This window comes from Catenulispora pinisilvae (assembly GCF_015356865.1).
GTDB classification, from domain to species: Bacteria; Actinomycetota; Actinomycetes; order Streptomycetales; family Catenulisporaceae; genus Catenulispora; species Catenulispora pinisilvae.
Genome location: NZ_JAAFZA010000140.1, coordinates 1 through 17123, shown reverse-complemented (window position 1 = coordinate 17123; position 17123 = coordinate 1). Strand labels below are relative to the sequence as shown.

The 17123-nt window shown below is 68.9% G+C and carries 20 protein-coding genes; 11 read left to right on the top strand and 9 right to left on the bottom strand.

What is annotated here, in order from left to right:
* Positions 1 to 11 precede the first annotated feature (11 nt).
* Complete coding sequence (locus tag IZR01_RS31050; RefSeq protein ID WP_194891698.1) at positions 12 to 335, bottom strand: hypothetical protein; 324 nt, start codon at positions 333 to 335, stop codon at positions 12 to 14.
* Positions 336 to 490: 155 nt separating this feature from the next.
* A complete protein-coding gene (locus tag IZR01_RS31045; RefSeq protein ID WP_194891697.1) occupies positions 491 to 772 on the bottom strand; it encodes a WXG100 family type VII secretion target in 282 nt (93 codons plus the stop codon).
* Between the two features lie 503 nt (positions 773 to 1275).
* Between IZR01_RS31045 and IZR01_RS31040 the strand changes: the two genes are divergently transcribed.
* The 9 genes from IZR01_RS31040 to IZR01_RS31000 all read left to right on the top strand — a co-directional run bounded on the left by IZR01_RS31040 (position 1276) and on the right by IZR01_RS31000 (position 10165).
* Positions 1276 to 2013, top strand: coding sequence for an SAF domain-containing protein (locus IZR01_RS31040; RefSeq protein ID WP_194891696.1), 738 nt, complete (start codon positions 1276 to 1278; stop codon positions 2011 to 2013).
* A gap of 58 nt (positions 2014 to 2071) precedes the next feature.
* On the top strand, positions 2072 to 3379 hold the full coding sequence (locus IZR01_RS31035) for a TadA family conjugal transfer-associated ATPase (RefSeq protein ID WP_194891707.1): 1308 nt from the start codon (positions 2072 to 2074) through the stop codon (positions 3377 to 3379).
* On the top strand, positions 3348 to 4298 hold the full coding sequence (locus IZR01_RS31030) for a type II secretion system F family protein (RefSeq protein WP_194891695.1): 951 nt from the start codon (positions 3348 to 3350) through the stop codon (positions 4296 to 4298). The genes IZR01_RS31035 and IZR01_RS31030 overlap by 32 nt, the downstream gene beginning before the upstream one ends.
* The gene (locus IZR01_RS31025) at positions 4295 to 5212 is read left to right on the top strand and encodes a type II secretion system F family protein (protein WP_194891694.1); all 918 of its coding nucleotides are present in this window, start codon (positions 4295 to 4297) and stop codon (positions 5210 to 5212) included. Before IZR01_RS31030 ends, IZR01_RS31025 begins: the two co-directional genes overlap by 4 nt.
* Positions 5213 to 5220: 8 nt before the next feature.
* Positions 5221 to 5589: a hypothetical protein gene (locus tag IZR01_RS31020; protein WP_194891708.1), complete on the top strand. Its 369-nt coding sequence runs from the start codon at positions 5221 to 5223 to the stop codon at positions 5587 to 5589.
* Positions 5590 to 5654: 65 nt separating this feature from the next.
* Complete coding sequence (locus IZR01_RS31015; protein ID WP_194891693.1) at positions 5655 to 6074, top strand: TadE family protein; 420 nt, start codon at positions 5655 to 5657, stop codon at positions 6072 to 6074.
* Positions 6071 to 6568, top strand: a complete 498-nt coding sequence (locus IZR01_RS31010; RefSeq protein WP_194891692.1) for a TadE family protein — start codon at positions 6071 to 6073, stop codon at positions 6566 to 6568. Before IZR01_RS31015 ends, IZR01_RS31010 begins: the two co-directional genes overlap by 4 nt.
* Positions 6565 to 7095, top strand: a complete 531-nt coding sequence (locus IZR01_RS31005) for a pilus assembly protein TadG-related protein (protein WP_194891691.1) — start codon at positions 6565 to 6567, stop codon at positions 7093 to 7095. Before IZR01_RS31010 ends, IZR01_RS31005 begins: the two co-directional genes overlap by 4 nt.
* Before the next feature lie 40 nt (positions 7096 to 7135).
* The gene (locus IZR01_RS31000) at positions 7136 to 10165 is read left to right on the top strand and encodes an AfsR/SARP family transcriptional regulator (protein WP_194925938.1); all 3030 of its coding nucleotides are present in this window, start codon (positions 7136 to 7138) and stop codon (positions 10163 to 10165) included.
* A gap of 71 nt (positions 10166 to 10236) precedes the next feature.
* Here IZR01_RS31000 and IZR01_RS30995 read toward each other — a convergent pair whose 3' ends face one another.
* The gene (locus IZR01_RS30995) at positions 10237 to 10548 is read right to left on the bottom strand and encodes a hypothetical protein (RefSeq protein ID WP_194925937.1); all 312 of its coding nucleotides are present in this window, start codon (positions 10546 to 10548) and stop codon (positions 10237 to 10239) included.
* 43 nt (positions 10549 to 10591) lie between these two features.
* Here IZR01_RS30995 and IZR01_RS30990 point away from each other — a divergent pair, with 43 nt between their 5' ends.
* Both IZR01_RS30990 and IZR01_RS30985 read left to right on the top strand, forming a co-directional pair.
* On the top strand, positions 10592 to 11044 hold the full coding sequence (locus IZR01_RS30990) for a hypothetical protein (RefSeq protein ID WP_194891688.1): 453 nt from the start codon (positions 10592 to 10594) through the stop codon (positions 11042 to 11044).
* Positions 11041 to 12084: a hypothetical protein gene (locus IZR01_RS30985; RefSeq protein ID WP_194891687.1), complete on the top strand. Its 1044-nt coding sequence runs from the start codon at positions 11041 to 11043 to the stop codon at positions 12082 to 12084. The genes IZR01_RS30990 and IZR01_RS30985 overlap by 4 nt, the downstream gene beginning before the upstream one ends.
* A gap of 55 nt (positions 12085 to 12139) precedes the next feature.
* On the opposite strand, the gene IZR01_RS30980 is transcribed toward IZR01_RS30985, so the two are convergent.
* From IZR01_RS30980 to IZR01_RS30955, 6 genes are all read right to left on the bottom strand, one after another.
* Positions 12140 to 12685 (bottom strand): hypothetical protein, encoded by a 546-nt coding sequence (locus IZR01_RS30980; RefSeq protein WP_194925936.1) that lies wholly within the window; start codon positions 12683 to 12685, stop codon positions 12140 to 12142.
* A complete protein-coding gene (locus IZR01_RS30975) occupies positions 12682 to 12963 on the bottom strand; it encodes a hypothetical protein (protein ID WP_194891685.1) in 282 nt (93 codons plus the stop codon). The genes IZR01_RS30980 and IZR01_RS30975 overlap by 4 nt, the downstream gene beginning before the upstream one ends.
* A 2-nt stretch (positions 12964 to 12965) precedes the next feature.
* A complete protein-coding gene (locus IZR01_RS30970) occupies positions 12966 to 14447 on the bottom strand; it encodes a C2 family cysteine protease (protein ID WP_194925935.1) in 1482 nt (493 codons plus the stop codon).
* Positions 14447 to 14764 (bottom strand): hypothetical protein, encoded by a 318-nt coding sequence (locus IZR01_RS30965; protein ID WP_194925934.1) that lies wholly within the window; start codon positions 14762 to 14764, stop codon positions 14447 to 14449. Before IZR01_RS30965 ends, IZR01_RS30970 begins: the two co-directional genes overlap by 1 nt.
* Before the next feature lie 222 nt (positions 14765 to 14986).
* On the bottom strand, positions 14987 to 16249 hold the full coding sequence (locus IZR01_RS30960; RefSeq protein WP_194925933.1) for a hypothetical protein: 1263 nt from the start codon (positions 16247 to 16249) through the stop codon (positions 14987 to 14989).
* A gap of 441 nt (positions 16250 to 16690) precedes the next feature.
* Entirely contained in the window at positions 16691 to 17014 is a 324-nt protein-coding gene (locus IZR01_RS30955) for a winged helix-turn-helix domain-containing protein (RefSeq protein WP_323747152.1), read from the bottom strand.
* Positions 17015 to 17123: the final 109 nt, after the last annotated feature.

The window sequence follows — 17123 nt, the reverse complement described above, 5'->3', positions numbered from 1 at the left end:
GGCCGTCCTCCTCAGTACCGGTCGAGGCGGCGCTGGCGTTGCCAGGCCTGCGCCTCCTGCAGCGTCACCTGGGCCGGTTCGCTGCGGAGCGCGTTGGTGACGTCGGTGACCAGGTTGTCGTAGTTCGTGCGCAGCGTACCCTGTCCGCCCTGGACATCGGTGGTGAAGTTGCTGGCCTGCGGGCTGCCGGTCCACACCGAACCCCCGGTCATCGCGCTGACGGTGCTGTCCAGCGCCGCCCGGATGTCCGGCTCGTACTTGGCCAGTGCGGCCTGCGCCGCTTGCAGATACTGAATGCGAGGATTCGCCACCATTGTCGTGGTCGGATCACCCATGGTCCACTCCCGCCCCGTCGGCTTCGCGCCGCCTTTACCCTTCGTCGCACTCCGGCCGGGAGTGTCCACCCGACCGCGAAGCACAGCCCGTCGGTGCCCGGGCGGCCGTTGGCCGCGGGGCACCGACGGTGTGCGTCGTACCTCGAACCGTGAACCTAGCCGTGGATCGGCGTGCCGGTCGCGGCCGAGATCGCCTTGACGTTGCTGTTGATGTCACTCGAGGCATCCGTCAGGGTCTGGACGAACGACTGGAACTTCGGCTGCAGGGCGGTCCACTCCGAGCGGAACTTCTCCGCGTACGAGCCGGTCCACGTCGCGCGCGTGCCGTCGACCTCTTTGGTCAGTGCCTTGATCAGCTGGTCCAGAGCCTGGCCCTGGGTCCCGAAAGTCTTGCCCGTGTTGAAAAGCAGATCCAGGTCAGCACCTGTGAGTGCCATGTGGAAGCCCTCCCGTGATGGAATTCGTGACGGCGGCAGGTGCCGACCGCCTGCCGTACGGTAATACAAAGACTGCGTGGTGTGCACGTGATGTTCGTCGGGCACGCGCCCGGGTTTTCCCTAGGTTTCGCGGTGAACCCGATGGTGGACGCTGTGCCGTCGGCCCGTGTGCGGTGGGGACCGGCGGGCAGCCCTCTGTCAGGATCCTGATATGGGCGCGGCCGCCCGTCCGGCAACGATGGCCCCGAGAGGGGATGGGTCAGGAGCCCTCGCCCTTGCCGGGATGCCCCGCTTGGAACCGACTCGGCGTTCTCACCGGGTCGGAAGTGGGAGTCTGCGATGGGCGGGCCGATGAATCGATCTTTTACGGCGCTCCCCAAACGTGCACGCGGGTGGCTATGATGGCGCCGCCAGGGGGCTGTGTTTTCTCCACTATCCACGGGTTTTCAACTCCGTGTACCGGAAAGCTGCGGCTCGACGTGCGCGAGACGGGGAACACAAGAGTGAGCAAGGATCGATCCAGCGCAGGCGGGAGCACTGCGAGTGTCGGCGCCTACCAACCCGGCGGGCAGCCGCTGGCCGCGGGCAACCGGCTGCCGACGGCCAGCCGTGAACGCAAACCCGCGCTTGCCGCACTCGCGGTGCTGCTCATTCTCGCCGGGGCGCTGGCGACCATGCTCCTGGTGAGCCGCTCGGGAAACCGGGTATCCGCGATCGAGATGACGCACACCGTCGCGGCCGGGACCAAGATTGAGGCCGGTGACATGGCCGAGGTGCGGGTCGCCGCGGACGACAGCATCCACTACGTCCTGTTCTCGCAGGTCAATCAGGTGACCGGAAGCACCGCGGGCAGCACCCTGGTCGCGGGCTCGCTGCTGGTCTCCGAGATGCTGGGCTCACCGCAGCAGCAGGCGCTCAAGTCCGGCCAGGCGATGATCGGGTACCTCTTCAAGGAGGGCCAGTTCCCGGAGAACCAACTCTCGCCCGGCGATGTCGTGGAACTGTGGCAGACCAATGGCGGCGCCGCCCCCGCCGGCGGAAACGGCGCCAACAACCAGCCCGCGCCGAACTACCCCACCAAGCCGCTGTGCCAGGCCACCATCCTGGCGTTCTCCGTCTCCGGCGACGCCCTCGACCTGACGCTGTCCGTGCCCGAGGACCTCGTCGGCCAGCTCGAAGCGCTCGCCGGCAACGTCAGTGTCGCCAAGGCCGCGTCCGCGGCCCCGACGACGACCGGCTGAGTGACGCCGTGAATCTCGAACGCCGCCGCCGCGGGACGTCCACTGCCGGGGGCCGATGATGGCCGACGTCGACCACGGACTCGTCAAGCGCCTGCGCCAGGACGTCGGCGACCGGCTGGCCGAGCAGCGCCGCGCCGATCAGGCGTCCGGCCTCGCCCCGATGACCGGGGAGGACGAGCGCCAGTTCGCTCGCGCCCTGATCGCGCAGGCGCTGGAGGACCACGCCCGGACGGAGATCACGTACGGCCGGACACCGCCGGACGCTCTTGAGGAAGAAGCACTCGCCTCCGCGATCCACGCCGCCCTCTACGGTGTCGGCCGTCTTCAGCCCCTGTTGGACGACCCCGAGGTCGAGAACATCGACATCAACGGCTGTGACCGGGTGTTCGTCGGATACGCCGACGGCCGCGAGGTGCTGCACGAGCCGGTGGCCGACACCGATGAGGAACTCGTGGAACTGATCCAGGTTCTCGGTGCCTACTCGGGTCTGTCCTCGCGTCCCTTCGACTCGGCGAATCCGCAGCTCGACCTCCGGCTCCCGGACGGATCCCGGCTCTCCGCGGTCATGGACGTGACTCGCCGGCCCGCGCTGTCGATCCGTCGCGCCCGCCTGGGGAAGGTGTTCCTTTCGGATCTCGTCGGCAACGGCACGATCCTGCCGGAGCTCGGTGCCTTCCTGGCCGCTGCGGTGGCGGCCCGCAAGAACATCATGATCGCGGGTTCCACCAACGCCGGGAAGACGACGCTGCTGCGGGCCCTGGCCAACGAGATCCGACCGCACGAACGCCTGATCACCGTCGAGCGTGCCCTGGAGCTCGGTCTGGACCAGCTCCCCGATCTGCACCCGAACGTTGTCGCGTTCGAGGAGCGGCTGCCCAACTCCGAGGGTCTCGGAGAGGTGACGATGGCCGAGCTGGTCCGCCGATCGCTGCGCATGAATCCCAGCCGGGTCATCGTCGGCGAGGTGCTGGGCGACGAGATCGTCACCATGCTGAACGCGATGACCCAGGGCAACGACGGTTCTCTGTCGACCATCCACGCGAACTCCTCCCTGGAGGTGTTCAACCGGATATCGACGTATGCGCTGCAGTCCCAGGAGCGCCTGCCGATCGAGGCCACACAGATGATGATCGCCGGAGCCGTGAACTTCGTCGTCTTCATTGAGCGCCGCAACGCGTTCCACACCGGCGGCACGTTGCAGCGCATGGTCAAGTCGGTCCGCGAGGTGAACGGTGTCGACGGGCGCGTGCTGTCCAGCGAGATCTTCGCCGCCGGACCGGACGGCCGTGCCGTCCCCCACGCACCGATCGCCTGCCTGGACGATCTGGTCCCGTATGGATACCTCGACGCGATGGGCAGGAGGTGACACACCTGTGTCCAGTGCCGGGATCTTCCAGCTCTCCACCCTCGAATCCCTGGGCGCCGGCGTCGTCGTCGGTGCTGGACTGGCCCTGCTGATCGCGGCGATCTACGGCCTGCCGCCCCGCGAGCCCGACGACCGGTCCCGCGGCGAGCAGTTCTCCGCGGCGGTCAAGGTCCTCACCACACGCGGCGCGATCGCCGTGGTCGCCGGGGTGCTGATCCTGGCCGTGACCCGGTGGCCGGTCGCGGCGATCGCGTCGGGGCTGCTGGTCTTCTTCTGGAACAAGCTCTTCGGCGGGCTCGGCGCCGAACGGGCCGCGCTGGCCCGGGTCGAGGCGCTGGCCTCGTGGACCGAGTCGCTGCGGGACACGATCGCCGGCGCGGTCGGTCTGGAGCAGGCGATCCCGGCGACGGCCCGGGCTGCTTCGTCGGCGATCAGGGAGAACCTGGAGATCCTGGTCGACCGGCTTCGCGCGCGTATGCCGCTGACTCAGGCTCTGGAACTGCTCGCCGACGACATGGACGATGCCTCGGCCGACCTGGTGATCGCGGCGCTGATGCTGAACGCCCGACTGCGCGGGCCGGGCCTGCGCGACGTGCTGGGCGCACTCGCGAAGGCCTCTCGCGAGGAGGTCGACATGCGCCAGCGCGTGATGGCGCAACGGTCCTCGACGCGGCGGTCCGTACAGATCGTCGTCGCCGTGACCCTGGTCATGGTGCTGGGGCTGGCGGTCTTCAACAAATCCTTCGTCCAGCCCTACGGGACCTTCACCGGACAGCTGGTCCTAGTGGGCGTGATCGCCCTGTTCGCAGCGGGATTCTTCTGGCTGCGCAAGCTTTCCGACGTCGAGACGCCGTCGCGGTTCCTGTACCGGGCCAGGCCGACCCAGGTTCCCGGGCAGCGGGGCGGTGATCCGCGATGACGTATCAGGTGCTCGCCGGAGCGTTGGTGGGCCTCGGACTGTTCCTTCTCATCCGGGCGCTGGTACCGACCAAACCGGATCCGGTATCGGCGGTCGCCCGCATCGACGCGCTGCGCCAGCGGCAGGCCGCGTTCGCGCCCGCTGCCGAGCGGGCCCCGCGCCGTGGCCTGGAGAAACTGAAGTACGACCTCGGCCTGCAGCTTGACGATTTCTACCGGCGACAGGGCTGGCAGATCAGGTCGCTGCGAGCCGATCTGGCGATGACAGACCGGGCCGTGGAGGACTTCCTGGCGACGAAGGTGCTGCTGGCGGCGTTCGGTGCGGTGTTCGGACCGTTCATCTTCGCCGGCCTGTGGGCGCTCGGCATCCATCTGACGGTGACCTTGCCGGTGTGGCTGGCACTGTTGCTCTCCGTGCTGTGTTTCTTCCTGCCGGATGTGGAGGTCAAGGGACAAGCCGAGAAGAACCGCCGGGACTTCCGGCGGGTTCTCGGGTCCTACCTGGATCTCGTGGCGCTGAACCTGACCGGCGGCCGGGGTCTTCCGGAGGCACTGATGACGGCGGCCGAGGTGTCAGACGGCTGGGCTCTGCGCCGGATCCGCAATACGCTGACCGACGCCCGAGTCATGGGCACCTCACAGTGGACGGCGTTGTCCAGGCTCGGGGACGAGCTGAACATCGACGAGCTGAAGGACTTGGGCGCGGCGCTCGCACTGGTCGCCGAGGACGGCGCGAAGGTCCGGGACTCGCTCTCGGCCCGGGCCGAGACCATGCGTCACCGCGAGCTGTCGGAGATCGAGGGGCAGGCCGGCGCGAAGTCGCAGTCGATGCTGGTCGCTCAGATGTTGATCGCCGCGGGATTCATGGTGTTCCTGATGTACCCGGCGATCGCCCGGGTACTGGGCTCTATTTAGGAGAGACGATGAACGTACGGGGACTTGAGGTTGAATACGTGGAGATAGACCCGGCGACGGCTTGGCCGATCCAGCCCTGGGCCGCGGTCGTGCAGGCCGCCGAGGCCCGGGCCGATACCGAAGCGATGTACGTCCCGGCGCCCGGCGGGTCCGCCGGCTCCACGCCGCGCAAGGCCGGGGACCGGGGCGCTTCGGCCGTCGAGTGGGTCGTCATCACGGCGATCGTCGTCGCGATCGTCACCGGCGTCGGCGTGCTGATCGCCAACGCGGTGAAGGCCAAGGCTTCGAGCGCGTGCAAGCAGATCGCCAACACCGACACCACCAACACCATCGCCGGGGCTGCCGGCAATGGTGGAAGCAGCGCAAATTGCGGCTGAGGCGGCTGCCCGCCACCGACGACGCGAAGCCGCGCCGCCGGCGGTCGGCGGGTGACGACCGTGGGATGACCGCGGTCGAATTCGCCTTTCTCACACCGATGGTCTTCATCGTGCTGATGGCCACGGTGCAGTTCGCCGTCTACTTGTTCGCCAAGCAGGCGGCGCAGTCGGCGGCGCGGGCGGGTGATCGCGTAGCCCGCGCGGAGGCGGCCACCATGGGCTGCTTCTCCGCGAACGCGCCCTGGCAGGGCGACGCCCAGGCGGCGGTCGCCGCGCGGGCGACCGGCATCAGCGGCAAGCTCCTGACCTTCACCACGGCCGACATAACGACCACGGCCACCCCGGACAACACCGTCCAGGCCGCCTGCCCGGCTTCGGTGACGGTGTCCTTCGACGCCGGGGTTCCCCAGTTTCTGCCCTGGATGCCGAAGCGGGTGCACGTCACAGCCACCGGACCAGTCGAGCAGTTCGTGAGACACCCGTGAAGCCGGGGACACCGCGGCGCCGGCCGGACTCCGGCTTCTCCACTGTCGAACTGGCGTTCATGGCGCCGGGCCTGGTCGTGATGCTCGTGATCATCGTCGGCCTGGGCATCATGGTGGACACGCACGGCGTGGTCAACGAGGCGGCCCGGGACGCGGCGCGGGCCGGATCGCTGCAGGGTGACACCTCGGCGGCGAACCCCGATCCGGCGCTGGACCACACGCAAGCGCGGCAGCAGGCCCTGGCGGCCGCCAGGGCCGACCTGGGTACGCGGTGTTCCGGCAAGCAGCTCCTCGACGCGGACCTGATCACCAGCTACGTCCCGCAGGGAACCCCGCCGGGCCCGGGGCTCAACGGCATCGCGTACTACAAGGTGACCATCAAGTGCTCGGCGGACCTGTCCCTGCTGTCGCTCTTCGGGGCCTCCAAGGAACTCACCGCGACGTTCATCGCGCCGGTGAACACCTTCCAGTCCAACACGGCGGTGGTGGGATGAAAGTCGGCATCCGGCGGGTAACCGCCCGCCGCCGGGCACAAGGTGCCCGATCGGGCAGGCGGCTGCTCGCGCAGCTCCGCAATGATCGCGGTTCGCTCACCGTCGCCGTGGTCCTGTGGACGCCGGTCGTCATGCTGCTGACCGCGTTCGTCGTGGACACCGGCTTCCTCATCTCGCAGCGGGACCGTGCCGCGGACCTCGCGGATCAGGCCGCCCGGCGGGTGGCCGACGATCTCAATCTGGCGAGTCTGCGCCAGACGCCGCCGAGTTACGTGGTCAACACCGATGCCGACGGCGTCCATTGCCTTGCGGACGCCAGAAATTACCTCGCCGCCTCGGGCGCGGACCCGGACACTACTGTCGTGTCCGACTGCGTCGTGACCAGCGGGGCCGGGAACGGTAATCCAGCGAATGTCACCGTGACCGTCACCGTGCGGCTCAAATACCGCCCCTTGTTCGTGGGAATGGTCATGTCGGGGCCGGTTACGGTCACCGGCGACGGCACCGCGCATCCGATCGTCGGCTGAGCGGAGTCAGCGTTTTGTTCATGCGAGGGAGTCGTACCTGATGGCACGCATCGGAGAGCCGAATCCGCCGCCGGACCCCGGTGTGCAACGGCAGTTGCTGGCCCCCCAGGGCCCGCCGAGAACCGCCGTGCGGCAGCAGCCGGTGTCCGTGGGGCGCCGGCGTTCCTTCGGCGACGTCATCGGCGGCCTGGCCGCGCTCATCTTGCTGGCGGCGTTGGTCGTCGGGGTACCGCTGGCGCTGGCGGCCCTCATCGGCTGGCCGCTGCCGCACAAGATGCCCGACGCGCGGTTCTTCAACTCGACCATCAACGCTTCGACGTTCACGAACATCCTGGCGGTCCTGGTCTGGATCGCGTGGGCACAGTTCACGGCCTGCGTGGTGGTCGAGGTCGTCGCGACGATCCGCGGCATCGGTATGCCGGGGCACGTCCCGCTGTCCGGCGGCAGCCAGGTTCTGGCGCGCCGGCTGGTCGCCGCCGTCCTGCTCATCACCGCCTCGACCGCCTCCTTCGCTCCCGGGCTGTCCACATTCGGGCAGCACTCGTCCGACCCGCCGCGCCCGACCATCTCGGTGTCCGCCGGTGTGCACGTCGACGCGACGATCGGCGACGTGGCACGAACCGCCGATTCCGCAAGCCATCCGGAAGCCCCGATCCCCACCCAGCCCACGCCCGGCGTGGGCGCCCGGGTGAGCGGTGCCACCAAGTTCTACCGGGTCGTCCCGCCCCAGGGCCGGCACCATGATTCGTTGTGGGAGATCGCGCAGCGCCATCTCGGAGACGGCCGGCGGTACCAGGAGATCTACGAGCTCAATAAGGACAAGGTCCAGCCGGACGGTTCGAAGCTCACTAAGGCATCGCTGATCAGGCCGGGGTGGATCCTGGAGATGCCCGCCGACGCGCACGGCGGCGATCTGGTCGAAGAACCGTCGGCTTCGACCGCGCCGGCCACGCCGCCCGCCACCGCTCCTGCCACAGCGCCGAACGCCAGGACCGAATCCACGCTCACCCAGGTGGCTCAGAGCCTGTCGGCGATCGCGACGACCGCGGGGACCGGTGTGGCCGACGGTGCCGGGCAGCAGGTACTCGACAGCTCGGCGACTCAGCCGCTGACTCCGATCTCCTTGGTCCAGCCGCATCTTGACGCCGGGCGCGCCGCTCAGAGCCAGCCCCCGGCGTCGAACCAGACGCCGTTCCGCCTGCCCTACGAGATCCTCGCCTCCCCCCTGCTGGCTGCCGGGCTGCTCGCGGCGCTCGGCCGCAACCGCCGACGGCAACTGTGGAACCGGGCTTTCGGCCGCCGCCTCCCCGTCGCTGATACCCAGGGCGCCGGTGTCGAGGAAGCGCTCCGGCTCAGCGCCGAGGCCGGTGAGGTGCGCTTCCTCGACCGGGCTTTGCGGGAGCTGGCCGCGGCGGCGTCGGCCGCGCAGATTCCGCTGCCCGCCGTCTTCGCCGCCCGGTCGAACGGTGAAGGGCTCGAACTCCTTCTCACCGAACCGTCGCCGCGTGCGCCGGCTCCGTGGACGGCGCGAGCCGACGGGCGCGGTTGGTTCATCGCGCGCGCCTCGGTGGGGACCATGCCGGACGCTACTGTCTCCCACGCTTCGGCGCCCTATCCCGGCCTGGTCTCGATCGGCGTCGACGGTGCTCAGTCGCGCCGCTTCCTGGACCTGGAGGCCGCCGCGGGAGTCATCTGCGTCGACGGTGACCAGACCAAGCGCCGTGCCGTTCTGGCCGCGCTCGCCGTGGAGTTGGCGACCAACGCCTGGTCCGACCGGATGACCGTGACGCTCGTCGGTTTTCCCGGCGATCTGACGCCGCTGGCGCCCGGCCGCATCCATCAGGTCGCGAACCTGGGGCAGGTCCTGCCGCTCATCCGTATGGAAGTCGAGGAGCGACGACGTGCCTTGGAGCACACGGGCCGCGAATCGGTCCTTTCCGGCCGCCTGGGCGCCCCGTCCGACGCCGTGCCACCGCACTTCATCATCAGCGCCGAGCCGCCGGACCCCGGGGACTCGGCGGCGCTGGCCGACTTGGCGCACAGCGGGAACCGCATCGGCATCGGCTGCTTGATCGCCGGCGACGTCCCAGCCGCGGTGTGGCACCTCACGGTCGACGCGGCCGGCCGCCTCACGGCACCGCTGTTAGACCTCGACGTGCAGGCTCACAGCCTCCCGGACGAGCAGTACACAGCCGTCCTGGAGCTGTTCACCGCGACCACGGACTGGAGCGGCGTCCCGCTGGGACAGACGGCGCCTGAAGCCGCCGCGATCCAAACCCGTTTCAGCGTCACGCCGACCGTCTCGGTGGGCCTTCTCGGCGATCTGGAGGTGACCGGTGTCGGCGACCTGGAACCCGAGCGCCGCCAGCTGGTCAGCGAGGCGCTCACGTTCCTGATGCTGCACCGCGGCGGAGCCAACCCGACGGTCCTGGCTTCGGCGCTGTGGCCCCGCGGCGTCTCGACCGAGGTGGCGGACGCGGTGCTGACCCGGCTCGGCGCCTGGCTCGGCAAGGCCCCCGACGGCTCCCCGAACCTCCTGAGGCTGCCGGACGGCCGGGTCACAACCGGCCTGTACGTCCGCTCGGACTGGGAGATGTTCGCCGACCTGCGCGCCGTGGCCAACCACGACCCCCGATTCAGCGACCCGGCCGACCGCGACCGGGTCCTGGACCAAACCCTCGGACTGGTCCGCGGCCCACTGTTGGCCGGACGGGACCCGGGGCGATACGGCTGGCTCGCCTACGAGTCGGTCGAGGCCGAGGTCCCGGCCGTCATCGCCGACACCGCCGTGGAACTGTGCGGACTCCGGCTGGCGGCCGGCAACGCCGAGGGCGCCGTGAAGGCGGTGCGCTCGGGAATGCTGGCATCCCCGGCGGATGAGGAACTGTGGCGCGCATTGCTGCGGGCGACGCACGCCACCGGCGACACCGCGCGGCTCGAAGCGGTCGTGAACGCCCTGTGGCAGCAGACCCTGGAGATGCCCGGAGACCGCGGCCTGCATCCCAAGACCGAAGCGTTGGTCGAGGAGCTGCTTCCGACCTGGCAGGCACCCGCCATGGCCGGTGGGTGAGCAGCGTCGGCGCGCCGCGCGCTGCGCGGCTGTGTCCGACCCTGTCACGGTTGAGTCAATATTCTGTGGACTCAATGACGTTGTTCCTGATCAGGGGCTATAGTTTTGCGGTCGGTGCCGGTTTCGGAGATTGACATGGGGGACTCGCGAGTGCGTTTGGACACGAGGACCATTAGCCCCTGCGTGTGGGCGGTGGCACTGTCGGCCTTGGTCACGGTGGTAGCGGGGTGCGGGGGGAGCGGCCAGAAGCCGGCCGCTTTGGGGACGGCTCCGGCGTCGTCGTCGTCGGGTGCGTCCACCGCGACGTCGGCGAGTTCGGCTGCCACGTCGAGTAGTGCGCCTAGTTCGTCGGCGCCTTCCGCGCCGGTTTCCGCGAGCGGCACGGGAGATTACGCGGCGTTCCCGGGGTTCACGCCGCCTGCGGATATGAAGGACGCCTTTGATGCGACGCCGAGTACCGGCGATGCCGTGAAGGACAAGATCCTGGCCGACAATGTGCAGGTGCTCAGGGCTTTTGACGTGTGGAGTGTCACCGGCGACTTCAAGACCCCCGGCATCTCCACCTATCTCAGCCCTGCGATATACGGGGCACTCCAGACACAGACCGTCCAGTACCACGCGGACGGCAAGGTACCCGCGGGTGTAGCCCGGTTCTACAACCGCAAGGTCACAGCGCTCACCGGTAACTACGCGCGGGTCGTCGATTGCGAAGACGGACGGCAGGGGTACGACAAGTACCTGAAGACCGGACAGAAGGTGCCGAACAGCTCCGACGGCATCGTGGCGATCGTCATCACTGCGGTCAAGGACTCCACCGGGGTGTGGCAAGCGGAGTCCTACAGTAAAGAACAGGCCCCGTCGCTGTGCTCGGCCCCGTGACCGGGCCCCGGCGTCCGGGCATTTCCCGGCGCTTGGTGTCGCTTCTCGCAGGCCTGGCCCTCGCGGGAACCGCGTTGTCCGGTGCCAGTCCCGCGCAGGCTCGCGGCAGCGGCGGCACAGGCAGCTCCCAGGGCTGTCAGTCAGCCAACGGGGATGCGACCTGCATATCCGGTGTGTACTTCACGGGACCCGGCGGCACTGCGGTGACGACGACGGGCGGCACGTCGACTGACGGACAAATTCCGGGTTGCTGGTACGAGCCCTCGAAGATCAGCCCCGAATTCCTCAAGATCGCGTTCCTGATTCCGTTGGTCAACCTCGTGATCGTCGGGCTGACCGGTGGTGACACAGGCACTGACGGCGACTTCCATGCAGGACAAAAGGGCGCCTGGTGGGAGTTCGTATTCAACCCGGCCATGTCCTTGCCTGACGCGCAGGCCCATTGCGACATAGTGGGTCCCATCCTCGAATGGGTTCCGGCTGCCGCGCCTCCGCCGCAGGAACACGTCGAGACTTGGAAGATGGCCGGGGCCGCCAGGAACGAGATCAATCTCACCGCGCCGACACTGACACTCCGCCCCGGAGCGAACAACCAGATCGTGAACCTTCCCACCCTGGTCTCGTTCACCAACCCGTTCCCCCGTACCTGGGTCACCGCCCGACTGAATGTCGACGGCTACGCCCTGGCCGCCACCACTATCGCCACTCCGGTGTCCATCACGGTCAACGCGGGAACACCCAACGCATCCCCCTCGTCGTGCACTTACACGCTCGCGCCTGCCGGTGGCAACTACCAGGTCGATCCCAACAGCACCCACTGCTCCGACGGATCCACCGGGCCCAATGCCGGCATCGTCTACCGCCGGCCTACCAACGGCACCACCTATCCGCTGACGGCTACCGTCACCTGGAATGTGACGTGGACCGACACGGACAACCCCGACAGCCCGCCCCAGACCGGCTACACCTTCGCGCCGCTGACCCTCGACACGCCTGCGACGCCTGTCACGGTCAACGAAGTCGAGACCGTCAACCACTGACGCGTGACACGGTGTGATGCCGAAGAGCCCGGGGCATCCCAGCTCCGGGCTCTTCTCAGCCGACCGGCGTCGCGGTGAGGTCGACGGCGTCGGTCGCAGGAGTGGGCATCACCCAGATCTTGATGATGTGGAAGGTGTATCCGGCCTCGACGACGTTGTCCCCCTCCGCCACCGTGTGCACCACCGGTTGTTTCTCCTGAGCCGCGATGCTGATGCGTGCCTGCACGCCGGACGTGGCGCCGGCCCATTCCAGGGTCAGCTCCACCTTGGTGCCGTCTGAGCGCGTCAGGGTCACGGTCGGTGCCTGGGGTACTGGTCCCGGTTCGTGGGCGTAGGTGAGGCGCTGAAAGCCGGTCGGCGATGCCGTGGGGCTCGGCGGATACTGCGGGGCCTGCGTTTCGCAGGCCGGGAGGCCGGTGATGCCGGAGTCGTCGCCCGGCGTGAGGCAGGTCTGCCCGGTGGTGGGCTGAGACGGTGCGGCTGAGGTCGTGGACGACGTCCCCGGCGTCTGTGTCGAGGGTTCCGAACCCGACGAGCCGCACCCGGCCGCGACGGCCGCGGTCAGTAGTGCGGCTCCCAGGGCCGAGATGCTCCGGCTCATGCTTCCGGGCCGATCTCGACGATGACCGAGCCGTTGCCGGCGCCGTCCACCTCGATCAAGGTGATGCGTTGTCCGGCGACCACTGTCGACTGGCCGATGGCGAGCCGGACGGTGCCGCGCCCGCCATCGGTGCGGCGATGCCAGACGAAGCCGGCTTGGGGAGGCTCGGTGTCGGCGTGGATCGACGTGAGACCGAGTGTCAGCTCGGGCTGGACGTACTGCCCGGTGCGCCCGAGCCGTTGCCGGATCGGGCCAGTGGGCTTCGTGGGTGGCGCCATGCCTAGAACCCCCAGATTGACGGTGGTCGCTTGATGGGATTGGTGGCGTATTCGCCGAAGTACTGCTTCCACTGTGTCTCGGTGAGGGTGATCTCCTGGATGCCGGACGGGGCGCCCCACGGATTGAGCAGTGTGATCGTGGGTGGCTTCGCGCTGAGATCCACGCTCTCGACCGAGTAGGCGTGCGAGCCGACGATGGTCCCGTTCAGGTCCAGGAACTCGCCGCCGTTGGGCGGCGGGGCGTGTGTGCCGGTGACGATTGCCTGGCCCTTCTGGAGATCGGCGGCCAAAGCGGCGAGGCTCGAGCCCTGTGTCGGCGTCGAGGTGCTGTCGACCCCGGTCAGGTCGTGCAGGCCGGTGCCGCCCCAACCGCCGTTGATGTCGTCGTACGTGTCGAAGGTGTGGCCGCTGTCGTTCTGGCTGCGGAAGACGGTGTAGGCCTTCTCGTAGAGGGCTACCCAGAGCACGTTGTCTGGAGTCCCGGCGTAGAGCAGGCGTCCGGTCGGGTCGTGGGGGAGCGTGTTGTCGACCGTGATCTGGACCGGCTTGCCGTCGTCGTTGTAGAAGAGCGCGGTGTAGGTGCCATCGGGGTTCTGCTTGATGTGGTTCTCGAAGAAGTGCGGGTCGCGTTCGGTGATGGCCGCCAGAGAGGACAGGAACCAGCAGTCGCCGTCCTGGCCCTGTACCAGATCGTGCTTGATGTCGATGCCGTTCGGGCCGAACAGTGTGCCGCTGGCCGGCAGCCATTGGCCGGTCTGGTCTTTCATCAGGGCCGGCTCGGGGAAATGCAGGTTGGTCAGGACACTGCGGTAGTTGTCGAGGACGGCGATCGGGAGCGTCGACAGCAGTGCGGCGTAGTTCTTCTGCACACCGGTGTCCGGATCCCCACCGCCCCACCAGGACGACCCCTCACCCAGCTGGTTGTTGAGGTCCTTGAGCTGGTCCGGGGTGAGCGCGGCGAGGAAGGCGTCGAGTTCGGACGGACTTAAATCCTTGATGTCGTCGTACACCTCGTCGGCACCCTGGGCCGCGTTGGACCACAGGAACCCGCCGGAGTCGTCGATGTGGTCCTTGAAGAACTGGACCGCGTCGGTCACCTTCTGTGGATCCGGCAGTGGGCCGTTGACGAAGAACGAACCCGGGTTGAGCGGGTTCTTGCCGTTCATGTAGTCGTAGAGCATCTGCACCCGGCGCCGGATGTCCGCGGCTGTGCCGGGGGCCTGGGAGGCGATGGTGTCCAGTGGGCTGCGGACGTCGTCGTCGAGGCGCGTGTCGTCCCACCGGTCCACTCTCGGCGGCGGGCCGAGTCGGATCCCGATTCGGCGGTATGTGGCCTCGATGTCGTCGTAGATCGTGGCGAGCTGCCGGCTGACGCCGCCCGCCTCCTTCGCCGCGGCATCGAGCCTGTCGGCGAGCAGGCCGGTCTGAAACGGTTCGATTCCGACGATCTTCCCGTCGTCGCCGACGAGTCCGGGGCCGCGCATCAGTGGCTCCCGGCCTTCTGGGCGCGGGTCTGGAGCTCGAACGCGTCGGAGTTCAGCATCGAGATCATGGTGAGGACGGCATCGCCACCGGTCGTCAGCCCGTCGTGCCAACCGCGCCGGGTCTGGCCGAACGTGTCCGCGAACTGGCCGGCCCAGGTCTCGGGACGGTCAAGGTCGTCGACCGGGCCGAGCACGTCTGCGTAAGCCTGGATCAGCAGCCGCAGTCGGCGGGCGTGTTCCTGCAGGTCCGCGGCGGCGCCTTTCAAGTCGGTGGCTGTCGTGACCGTGAGTTGGTCGCTTGCACTGATATATCCCATGAGTCCCCCCGTTGAAGCCCCGGATATCAGTGGCGACTCGCGAGGCTGTGTATAGGGCCGGGTGTCGAGTGGCGTGACGAACGCCGATCCGCACGAAGGCCGCTTCCTTGTCAGGATAATGCGAAACCTTGTCACGACGCGATCATGCCGAAGTCGCGTTCTCCCGTCGAAGCCGCGCAGCCCCGCGGACGCGGTCACCGGTGTTCGCGGAACCGGGTCGCGTCAGCTCCCCTGAGGAGGGCCGGCGCGGTGGCTGCTCGAGCCGGGGTCGATATCGCCGCGCGGCGGTAGCCGGTCGTAGCCAGTGCCGCCGCGGCGCTCTTCAGGGTACTGAGGTTGCGGTGCCGGAGGGCCGGGGTTCGGATTCGCGGCGCCGTCCACAGTGACAGGCCCGAAGCCTTCGTGGCCTGACCCGCGCGGTGCCGACGGCGGTTCGCCGGGCCACGCGGGTTGCGCCGGGGCATCGCGCCGGAACATCGGCTGCTTCGGCGTGCCCGGCGCGGGAGGCGGCGGCTGGTTCGGGGCCGACGGCGGGTAGCCGACGGCGGGCGCCGGCGATGAGGCGGGCATGCCCGGCGCCGGAGGCTGTTGTGCCGGCCCCTGCTGCACGGGCTGCGCAGGCATCGGGTGTGCCGGGCCCTGCTGCGGGGGCATCGGCTGCGCGCTGTACTGCCGCGGCGGCGCAGGCTCCGTCTGAGGCATCCCCGAGCCCTGCGACATCGTGAATCGGCGGTACAGATCCAGCGCGACTTCGCGTGCGGAGCGGATCAGCAGTGTCCGGTCCAGGCGGCCTCGGCCACGGCCGTTGATCAGGTCTGCGCCGTCGGGGTCGGTGGCGAGGGTGCCGATCACTCTCACCGGGAGCCCGCTGTTGCGCAGCAGCTCGTCGACCTGGGCCGTGACGCGGGCCCGCTGCTTGGGGTCGACGATCAGCACCACGCCGATCGGCACGCCCAGGCCCAGGCCCGTGCCCGGGCCGACGCGTTGCATCAGCGAGAGCGCGCGGTCGCGGACGTGGGCGATCTGCTCGGCGGAGGCGCGTGCGACCAGTACTACCGCGGAGGCCGCCGCCATCAGGTCCAGGACCGGGCTGGCGCCCTCGACCCGGCCGCAGTCGGCGATCACGTCGGCGTCCGGCAGGGTGGCGAAGGCCCGGCCCAGGGCCGGCCACAGCCCGGTCAGGCCGGTCGACTGGTCGCCGGTGGCCAGGCCGGTGATCACTTCCAGGCCGCCCTGCATGCGCTGCAGATGCTGTTCCAGCTGGTGTGCGGACAGGCCGTGGCGGGCCGTGGTGGCCAGCGACAGCATGCCGATGTTCGGGTTCAGCGGCGACCCGTTCTCGGCGGGCGTCCGGTACACCAGGTCGCCGCCGGACGGGTCGCACTCGGCCAGGATTGCGCGGCGTGGCCACACGCCCGCCAGGGTCACCGCGGTCGTGGTGACGCCGGGGGCACCCTTGTCCGAGGCCAGGACGATCAGAGGCATGCGATCGTCTGCCTCACCGGAGGACACTGGTATATCCGGATACGGGCGCCCGCTGCCGGGGCGCCCGGAGTCGTTCGGTCCTTGCTCACAGCTGTCTTCCCCGCCTACGCGTCAGGCCGCATCGCAGAACGCAGAGTCGGGGTCGGATCCCCCGAGTCGATGCGGCGTTGGACGGTTCGCCATCCCCCTGCGAGCGGCTATCGTAACCGCCTTTCACGGCACCCGGGGAGGGCCGTTTTGCGATCTTTACCTGTTCACACGCCATCCGGTCGGCGTTCCCGTGGTCAGCCGCTCACCAGGGGTGAAAACGACCGCCGCGACGTCGGGTGTTCCGGCGTCGCGGCGGTCGTTGAATCATGGATCACCAAGGTCGCAGTCGTTGCCCAATCGCAACAGTGCGGCCGAAAACGGGGCAGTGCGGTTGTCTCACAGGCAACCGCTTCAGGCCGCCGCTGCTACCGTCCGCTCGCGGCCCGCAGCTTCCTCCCGCAGCTGCCGCACCGCCTCCGAACTCAGGCGCATGAACGACTCCGGCGTCACCAGCCGGTAGCCCACGCCGCGCACCGTCGCGATCATGCCGGGCAGCGCCAGCTTCGAGCGCAGCGAGGCGATGTGCACCTCCAGTGATCGCTCCGCGCCGTCCCAGCCGGCCGGCCACAGCCGGGCTATCAACTGGTCCCGGGCCAGCACCGTCCCGGCCTGCCGGGCCAGCACCACCAGGAGCTGGTACTCCTTCGGGCGCAGCGCGACGCGTTGGCCGTGCACGGTGACGGTCCGCGAATCTTCGGCGACCACCAGGGGGCCGGCGGGTTCCTGTGGTCCAACGCGGCCCAGGGTGCCGACGAGGTGTACGACGACATCAAGGATTTAAGTC

Coding starts and splice junctions, on each gene's coding strand:
- IZR01_RS31020 (WP_194891708.1), top strand. CDS start 5,221: ATGAACGTACGGGGACTTGAGGTTGAATACGTGGAGATAGACCCGGCG.
- IZR01_RS30970 (WP_194925935.1), bottom strand. CDS start 14,447: ATGCGCGGCCCCGGACTCGTCGGCGACGACGGGAAGATCGTCGGAATC.
- IZR01_RS31025 (WP_194891694.1), top strand. CDS start 4,295: ATGACGTATCAGGTGCTCGCCGGAGCGTTGGTGGGCCTCGGACTGTTC.
- IZR01_RS30990 (WP_194891688.1), top strand. CDS start 10,592: ATGAAGGACGCCTTTGATGCGACGCCGAGTACCGGCGATGCCGTGAAG.
- IZR01_RS31000 (WP_194925938.1), top strand. CDS start 7,136: ATGGCACGCATCGGAGAGCCGAATCCGCCGCCGGACCCCGGTGTGCAA.
- IZR01_RS31045 (WP_194891697.1), bottom strand. CDS start 772: ATGGCACTCACAGGTGCTGACCTGGATCTGCTTTTCAACACGGGCAAG.
- IZR01_RS30960 (WP_194925933.1), bottom strand. CDS start 16,249: ATGCCTCTGATCGTCCTGGCCTCGGACAAGGGTGCCCCCGGCGTCACC.
- IZR01_RS30965 (WP_194925934.1), bottom strand. CDS start 14,764: ATGGGATATATCAGTGCAAGCGACCAACTCACGGTCACGACAGCCACC.
- IZR01_RS30980 (WP_194925936.1), bottom strand. CDS start 12,685: ATGAGCCGGAGCATCTCGGCCCTGGGAGCCGCACTACTGACCGCGGCC.
- IZR01_RS31035 (WP_194891707.1), top strand. CDS start 2,072: ATGGCCGACGTCGACCACGGACTCGTCAAGCGCCTGCGCCAGGACGTC.
- IZR01_RS31030 (WP_194891695.1), top strand. CDS start 3,348: ATGGATACCTCGACGCGATGGGCAGGAGGTGACACACCTGTGTCCAGT.
- IZR01_RS31015 (WP_194891693.1), top strand. CDS start 5,655: ATGACCGCGGTCGAATTCGCCTTTCTCACACCGATGGTCTTCATCGTG.
- IZR01_RS31005 (WP_194891691.1), top strand. CDS start 6,565: ATGAAAGTCGGCATCCGGCGGGTAACCGCCCGCCGCCGGGCACAAGGT.
- IZR01_RS30975 (WP_194891685.1), bottom strand. CDS start 12,963: ATGGCGCCACCCACGAAGCCCACTGGCCCGATCCGGCAACGGCTCGGG.
- IZR01_RS31050 (WP_194891698.1), bottom strand. CDS start 335: ATGGGTGATCCGACCACGACAATGGTGGCGAATCCTCGCATTCAGTAT.